This is a genomic window from Filifactor villosus (genome assembly GCF_042652965.1).
In the GTDB taxonomy this organism is placed as follows: Bacteria; Bacillota; Clostridia; order Peptostreptococcales; family Filifactoraceae; genus Filifactor; species Filifactor villosus.
In genome coordinates, this window is sequence record NZ_JBHSHL010000013.1 from 117,487 (window position 1) to 125,235 (window position 7,749).

The 7,749-nt window shown below is 46.6% G+C and carries 6 protein-coding genes; all 6 read left to right on the plus strand.

The window, feature by feature from the left end:
• Positions 1-338: 338 nt before the first annotated feature.
• The 6 genes from ACFO4R_RS03670 to eno all read left to right on the plus strand — a co-directional run bounded on the left by ACFO4R_RS03670 (position 339) and on the right by eno (position 7,601).
• Positions 339-1,364 carry a sugar-binding transcriptional regulator gene (locus tag ACFO4R_RS03670; protein ID WP_379787663.1) on the plus strand — a complete coding sequence of 342 codons (1,026 nt, stop codon included), beginning with the start codon at positions 339-341 and terminating at the stop codon, positions 1,362-1,364.
• A gap of 30 nt (positions 1,365-1,394) precedes the next feature.
• Positions 1,395-2,417: a type I glyceraldehyde-3-phosphate dehydrogenase gene (gene gap / locus ACFO4R_RS03675; protein ID WP_379787664.1), complete on the plus strand. Its 1,023-nt coding sequence runs from the start codon at positions 1,395-1,397 to the stop codon at positions 2,415-2,417.
• Between the two features lie 138 nt (positions 2,418-2,555).
• Positions 2,556-3,752 (plus strand): phosphoglycerate kinase, encoded by a 1,197-nt coding sequence (locus ACFO4R_RS03680; protein ID WP_379787665.1) that lies wholly within the window; start codon positions 2,556-2,558, stop codon positions 3,750-3,752.
• Between the two features lie 12 nt (positions 3,753-3,764).
• On the plus strand, positions 3,765-4,511 hold the full coding sequence (gene tpiA / locus ACFO4R_RS03685; RefSeq protein WP_379787666.1) for a triose-phosphate isomerase: 747 nt from the start codon (positions 3,765-3,767) through the stop codon (positions 4,509-4,511).
• Between the two features lie 3 nt (positions 4,512-4,514).
• A complete protein-coding gene (gene gpmI, locus ACFO4R_RS03690) occupies positions 4,515-6,035 on the plus strand; it encodes a 2,3-bisphosphoglycerate-independent phosphoglycerate mutase (protein WP_379787667.1) in 1,521 nt (506 codons plus the stop codon).
• 273 nt (positions 6,036-6,308) lie between these two features.
• The gene (eno, locus tag ACFO4R_RS03695) at positions 6,309-7,601 is read left to right on the plus strand and encodes a phosphopyruvate hydratase (RefSeq protein WP_379787668.1); all 1,293 of its coding nucleotides are present in this window, start codon (positions 6,309-6,311) and stop codon (positions 7,599-7,601) included.
• Positions 7,602-7,749: the final 148 nt, after the last annotated feature.

Consider the following 7,749-nt stretch of genomic DNA (forward strand, 5'->3'; position numbering starts at 1 on the left):
AGGGATATCGGAAACCTGTACTCAACAGAAGATAAGACGGATGTTCGTAGATATAAAGTAGACATGACCACACTTCTATTGGAAAATAATATTATATGATTATCCGTTTGAGTTATCGATATCAAAACCTTTATGTCCCGCAGAAGACAGAACGGATTTTTGCAGTTTCGAAAAGGATATGAAATGCTTCTATCGAAGAATAGTATCAAACGCTGTTTATTTCCCTAAGAAAAAATACAAATAAAGATTGATTTTTTTGTCAATTATGGGTATCATACTTATGGGACACAAAATAAACGCGGGATAAAAATGTACCCGCAAGTGAAAGAAGGGTAACCGTGAAGGATTTTTTTCAGATTCAAAAAATACTGGTTCCCGAAATTTTGCAGGAGATGGAACTGCGTTATGATATTCTCAAAGAAATAGAACTGTGCGAAGTCATAGGGCGTAGGAGTTTAGCTCAAAAGCTGGACTTATCCGAGAGAGTGGTTCGTGCCGAGGTGGATTTTCTTAAAGAAGCGAAGTTGATTGAGGTGTTCAGCCACGGTATGAGTTTGTCATCGACCGGGGAGGAGCTTTTGGAGGCGACAGAGCCCTACATCTCGAAGATCAGAGGTCTCCACCATTTGGAGAAGAAGCTCCAAGCCTATTTGGGTATCAAAAAAGTCCTGATCAGCCTGACCTTTCCCGATGAGAACTTAAATCTAACTGAATTGGGACGAACGGCGGCGAGACACATCGTTCAATCGCTTAAACAATGCAGGATTTTGGGTATCACGGGCGGAAGCACCATGTATCATGTGGCACAGGCGATGAAGGTGCAATCCAGACCGTCGGAAGTCATGGTCGTCTCTGCTAGAGGGAGTCTGAGGAGCAATTATGAGACCCAGGCGAGCAATGTCGTGGCCATCGTTGCGGAAAAACTCAAGAGCAACTATGAACTGCTCCAGCTTCCGGACAATATCGACCGGGAGATCGCGGATGAACTGCTCAAGGAAACTTCTTTGGAAAAAACTCTTCAAGTGATCGACAACATTGACTGTTTGGTATTCGGAATAGGAAATGCCGACGATATGGCCAAGAGACGTAACCTTTCGCAGGAGCAATGCGATCTTCTGGGTGAGAGGAAGGCTGTGGCGGAATCCTTCGGATTCTATTTCAATCTTTCGGGAGAGATCGTCTATGAGAGCAGCACCTTGGGTATCAAACTTTCAAAGTACAAGCAAATGAGTAACATCATAGGTGTAGCTGCCGGAGAGAGAAAGGTGGAGGCGATCCGTGCCATCTCCGGGATCAATCCGAGCTTGACCCTCGTCACGGACTCGGATACGGCAAATCGCATTTTGGAAACGGGTAAGAAATAAACTACAATATATTATTTTTTTAGGAGGAAGTTGAAGATGAAAGTCGGAATTAACGGATTTGGAAGAATCGGTAAAAACGTATTGAGAGCATACTTTGAAAACGGAGGGAAAGATGCTTTCGGCTATGAGATCGTAGCAGTCAACAACAGAAAAGAAGCAAAGACCTTGGCTCATCTTTTCAAGTATGATTCGGTATTTGGAACTTATCAGGGAGAAGTGGAAGCGGTAGGTGACGACAAATTAGTCATCGATGGACATGAGATCCTCTTGTTTGAAGAGAGAGATCCTGCAAATGCACCTTGGGGCAAGTTGGGTGTGGAGATCGTTATTGAATCCACAGGAAAGTTCAACAACAAAGAAGATGCATCCAAGCACATCGATGCAGGTGCGAAAAAAGTTATTTTGACAGCACCCGGAAAGAATGTAGACGGAACCTTTGTAGTGGGAGTAAACTGCCACGACTACGATCCGGAAAAACATCATGTGATCTCCAACGCGTCTTGTACGACCAACTGCCTTGCTCCCTTTGCAAAGGTGGTAGATGAGAAGTTTGGGATCGTAAAAGGTTTGATGACCACCGTTCATGCTTATACCAATGACCAAAACATCCTCGATAAGAGACATAAGGACCTTAGACGTGCAAGAGCGGCGGCGCTTTCGATCATTCCTACGACGACGGGAGCTGCAAAGGCGGTTTCTTTGGTACTTCCCCAATTGGAAGGAAAACTAAACGGATTTGCTATGAGGGTACCGACACCGACGGTCTCCGTTGTAGATCTGACGGTGGAGCTTTCCAAAGAAGCGACTGTAGAAGAGATCAACAAGGCTTTTGAAGAAGCATCCAAGAACGAATTGAAAGGGATTCTCGGATACAGCGATGAGCCGTTGGTATCTGTCGATTATACCAAGGATAAGCGTTCCTCCATCGTAGACGGGCTCTCCACCATGGTGATGGGCAAGAATATGGCGAAGATTGTAGCTTGGTATGACAACGAGTGGGGATACTCCAACCGTGTACTTGATTTGACAAAGATCGTCAACGAGAAGAAGTAAGCAACGCAGATGTTTGAATAAAATGACATAGTTGACATGGATCGGCTTCGTGGATGCTTGCGAAAAAAGAATTGAATTTTGTCAAACAGCCCATGCAAATCCTTTGTATGGGCTGTTTTTATCAATAGGAGGATAAGAATGTCAATGTTAAACAAAAAAAGCGTTCAGGATTTGGATGTGGCAGGAAAAAAGGTAATTGTACGTTGTGATTTCAATGTTCCTATGAAGGACGGAAAGATCACTGATGACAGAAGGATTGTATCGGCCCTTGATACAATCAAGTATCTGTTGCAACAAAATGCAAGGGTGATTTTGATGTCGCACTTGGGAAGACCGGACAAAAAATACGATCCGACTTTTACACTGAAACCGGTGGCGGAGCGATTGTCCGAACTCTTGGGCAAGAAGGTCGAACTTGCCGAAGACGAAACTGTAGTGGGAGAAAACGCACGAAGATTGACAAAGGATATGAAGGATGGCGATGTAGTTCTGCTTGAAAATGTCCGCTTTGTAAAGGGGGAGACCAAGAATGATCCCGATTTTGCCAAGGAGCTTGCTTCTCTTGCCGATTTGTATGTAAACGATGCCTTCGGGACCGCTCACAGAGCGCACTCTTCCACTGCCGGGATTGCAGACTACCTTCCTTCGGCAATGGGCTTTTTGATCGAAAAAGAGGTCTGTGTGATGGGAAGAGCTTTGGAGGCCCCCGACCGACCCTTTGTTGCGATCTTGGGAGGAGCCAAGGTGTCCGATAAAATCAGCGTAATCGAAAACCTCTTGGACAAAGTAGATTCGCTTATCATCGGTGGAGCGATGGCCTTTACTTTCGAGAAGGCCCTTGGAAGAAACACGGGTTCTTCCAAGGTGGAAGAAGACAAGGTCGAAGTTGCAAAACAGCTTTTGGACAAGGCGCAGGAGAAGAAGGTCAACATCCTGCTTCCTCTGGATTACCATGCTACAACGGAGTTCAGCGAGGAAGCCGCCTCTATGATGACAAAGGACTCCAATGTTCCGGACGGATATATGGGACTTGATATCGGAGAAAAGACCGTGGCTGAATTCGAGAAAGTTTTGAAGAACGCCAAAACCGTCGTTTGGAACGGACCTATGGGAGTCTTTGAGATGGATAAGTATGCAAAGGGTACAAAGGCAGTTGCCGAAATCCTCTCCAAGCTTGATGCGGTTACAATCGTAGGTGGAGGAGATTCTGCAGCAGCTGTCGAAAAGCTTGGATATGCAAACAGCATTACTCATATTTCCACGGGCGGAGGAGCTTCTCTTGAGTTCTTGGAAGGAAAGGTATTGCCCGGTATCGATGCCATCGACAACCGGTAGACGGAGGACGATATGAGAAAAAAAATCATTGCAGGAAACTGGAAGATGAATAAAAATCTGAAAGATAGCCTTGACTTCGTTAAGGAATTGGAAACACATTCTCTCGATGAAAGTGTAGAGACTGTTCTCTGTGCTCCCTTCCATGTACTCTACGAGCTTGGAAAAGCCTCAAAACATATGGTGACGGGAGCGCAAAATATGCACTACGAAGATGACGGAGCTTACACGGGAGAACTTTCTGCTACGATGGTCAAGGATACCGGAGCAAGCTATGTGATCTTGGGCCATTCCGAGCGAAGACAGTATTTTTTCGAGACTGATGAAGTGGTGAACAAAAAGGTCAAGAAGGCCTTGGCCTCCGACCTCATCCCCATCCTCTGTGTAGGAGAAACCTTGGAAGAAAGAGAAGGAGAACGGTTGTGGACCGTCATCTCCGAGCAGGTACAAAAAGGGATGAAGGATCTGAGTGCGGATCAGGCAAAAAAAGTAGTCATCGCCTATGAACCCATATGGGCGATCGGAACGGGAAAAACTGCGACAAGCAAGGAAGCCAACGATATGACCGTGTTTATCCGGAAAGAGATTGAAAAAATGTTTGGCGAAGTTGCCAAGGAGGTGTCCATCCTCTACGGAGGTTCGGTCAAGCCCGAGAATATCAGAGAGATCATGGCACAATCCGATATCGACGGAGCCTTGGTCGGAGGAGCGGCCCTCAAGGCGGACTCTTTTGTGAAGTTGGTAAATTATAAGGAGATTTGATTTATGAGAAAACCTGTGGCACTCATCATCTTGGATGGAGTGGGAATTACAGATAAAAAAGAAAACAATGCCTTCTATATGGCAAACAAGCCCTACCTGGACTACCTCTTTGAGGAATATCCCCATACCCTTGTCGGAGCGAGCGGCGAAGATGTGGGCTTGCCGGACGGACAGATGGGTAACTCGGAAGTAGGACATCTGAACATAGGAGCGGGAAGGATCGTCTATCAGGAACTGACAAGGATCACCAAGGAGATCAAAGAAGGGAACTTCTTTCAAAACGAGGTCCTGTTGAAGGCGATGGAAAACGCAAAGAAGGAAGGTTCCGCCCTTCATCTGATGGGTCTGCTCTCCGACGGCGGAGTGCACTCCCATATTTCTCACTTGAAGGGGCTTATTGCAATGGCGAAGAAAAACGGAGTTCAAAACGTTCTTGTACACTGCTTTATGGATGGACGCGATACCCCTCCCGACAGCGGAAAGGGCTATATCGAAGACTTGGAGAACTATATGGCCGAGCATAAGATCGGAAGGATCGCGACCATATCGGGAAGGTACTACGCCATGGACAGGGACAAGAGGTGGGAGAGGGTCGAAAAAACTTATGCGGCCGTTGTGAGAGGAGAGGCTCCTCATTTTGCCTGTGCAGCGGATGCGATGAGCTCCTCTTATGAGGCGGGGGTTACCGATGAGTTCGTCCTTCCCTGCACCGTCGGAGACATAAGACCTTTGGAGGCGGAGGATAGCGTTGTGTTCTTCAACTTCCGTCCCGATCGGGGAAGGGAGCTTACAAGGACCATCGTGGATCCGGAATTCCATGAATTTGAAAGGACACCCGTGCTCCCCTACTTTGTTACGATGACTCTCTACGATGCGACGATCCCCAATGTCAATGTTGCTTATCTTCCTCAGACCTTGACCAACACTTTTGGGGAATATATTTCAAATTGCGGACTTTCCCAACTTCGGATCGCCGAAACGGAAAAATATGCCCATGTCACCTTCTTCTTCAACGGAGGACGGGAAGTATCCTATGAGAAGGAAGATAGGATCCTGGTCGCTTCTCCCAAGGTGGCGACTTACGATCTCAAGCCGGAGATGTCCGCCTATGAGGTGACGCAAAGATTGGTGGAAGACCTCGATAGAGATCCAAAGGATGTTATCATATTGAACTACGCAAACGGAGATATGGTAGGTCATACGGGAGTTTTGGAGGCGGCGGTGAAGGCTGTCGAAGCCGTGGATGCCTGCTTGAATCGTGTGATACCTAAGGTTTTGGAACTGGGGGGAGTTTGCCTTATCACCGCCGATCATGGAAATTGTGATGAGATGAAGGATGAAAACGGAAAACCCTTTACTGCACACACGACCAATCCCGTTCCCTTCATCTATGTGGATGACAGGAATAAGGATGCGAAGCTTGTTCAAGGCGGAAGGTTGTGCGACTTTGCGCCGACGATGCTGGAACTCCTAGATCTTCCTCAACCGAAGGAGATGACGGGGACCTCCCTGATTGTAAAGTAGGAAGAGAGACTTTGAGGGGACAATGCTGTCATCCGACAAAAATAAGGCTATATCTATTCTGTGATCACAAAGACCCGCCTTGTCTTCTGTTGAGTACAAATTGTTGGTGTCAATCATTTGAATGAATAACAGTACTAAAATATAGAAGAGATAGGCTCATCAAAGACTTCGACCGCAGAATGGAGCATAGGGCAGTTTAAAAAGAGAAGAGCATAAGCTCGATATAGGTAAAAGAAGATAAAATCAAACCATATCCCGGAAGGAGAATGTATTATGTTTATTACAGATGTATATGCAAGAGAGATTTTGGATTCCAGAGGAAATCCCACGGTAGAAGTTGAAGTGACCCTGGAATCCGGCGTGATCGGCAGGGCGGCAGTTCCGTCGGGAGCATCCACAGGTATTTATGAAGCAGTCGAATTGAGAGACGCAGACAAGGGTAGATACCTTGGAAAAGGAGTTTTGAAGGCGGTGGAAAACGTCAATGAGATTATCGCGCCTGAATTGGAAGGCTTCAACGTCTTTGATCAGATCGGCATCGATGAGACTATGATCGAACTCGACGGGAGCGAAAACAAGGGAAAACTGGGAGCCAACGCGATCCTTGGAGTATCCATGGCAGTTGCGAACGCTGCTGCAAACGAACTGGGACTTCCTCTCTACCAATATCTGGGCGGAGTAAACGCCAAGACCCTTCCCGTTCCAATGATGAACATCCTGAACGGAGGTCAGCACGCGGACAACAATGTCGACATCCAAGAATTTATGGTTATGCCTGTCGGAGCGGATTCCTGGAAGGAAGCACTCAGAATGGGAGCGGAGATCTTCCACGCACTTAAATCCGTTTTGAAGGCGAAGGGACTAAATACTGCTGTAGGAGACGAGGGAGGCTTTGCGCCCAACCTTTCGTCCAACGAAGAAGCCCTGTCTTCGATCGTAGAGGCGATTGAAAAAGCAGGATACAAGCCGGGAGAAGAAGTTCGTATCGCTATGGACGCTGCGGCATCTTCTTTCTACGATGCGGACAAGAAGAAGTATGTGCTCAGCGGAGAAGGCAAGGAATGGACATCGGAAGAAATGGTTGCCTTCTATGAGAGAATGGTTGAGAAATATCCCATCATTTCGATTGAAGACGGTTTGGATGAAAACGACTGGGACGGTTTCAAATTGATGACGGAGAAATTGGGAGATAAGATCCAGATCGTCGGAGATGATCTCTTTGTGACCAACACAAAAAAATTGAAAGAAGGGATCGAAAAAGGAATTGCAAACTCCATCCTGATCAAGCTGAACCAGATCGGAACTATCACCGAGACCTTAGACGCCATCGAAATGGCAAAAAGAGCGGGATATACCGCGGTGGTATCTCACCGTTCGGGAGAAACCGAAGATACAACAATCGCGGACTTGGTCGTTGCGACAAACGCAGGGCAGATCAAGACCGGTGCGCCTTCGAGAACCGATCGTGTTGCCAAGTACAACCAGTTGATTCGTATTGAAGAAGACCTGATCGGGATCTCCAAGTATCCCGGAATGTCTGCCTTCTACAACATAAAATCAAAATAAAATAAAAGCCTTACAAAAACAAGGAGCATTGCAAAGTGATGAAAGCAAGATCATTTTGCAATGCTTTTTTCGTGTTGTTATGCGATGACTTATACCATTCTCCGTTTCATACATCCTCCGCTGCTCCAATGTAATCCGACTTCGGAAC

What these genes read in the sequence shown, in the direction of transcription:
- tpiA (WP_379787666.1), top strand. Translation starts at nt 3,765, where the DNA reads ATGAGAAAAAAAATCATTGCAGGAAACTGGAAGATGAATAAAAATCTG.
- gpmI (WP_379787667.1), top strand. Translation starts at nt 4,515, where the DNA reads ATGAGAAAACCTGTGGCACTCATCATCTTGGATGGAGTGGGAATTACA.
- eno (WP_379787668.1), top strand. Translation starts at nt 6,309, where the DNA reads ATGTTTATTACAGATGTATATGCAAGAGAGATTTTGGATTCCAGAGGA.
- ACFO4R_RS03680 (WP_379787665.1), top strand. Translation starts at nt 2,556, where the DNA reads ATGTCAATGTTAAACAAAAAAAGCGTTCAGGATTTGGATGTGGCAGGA.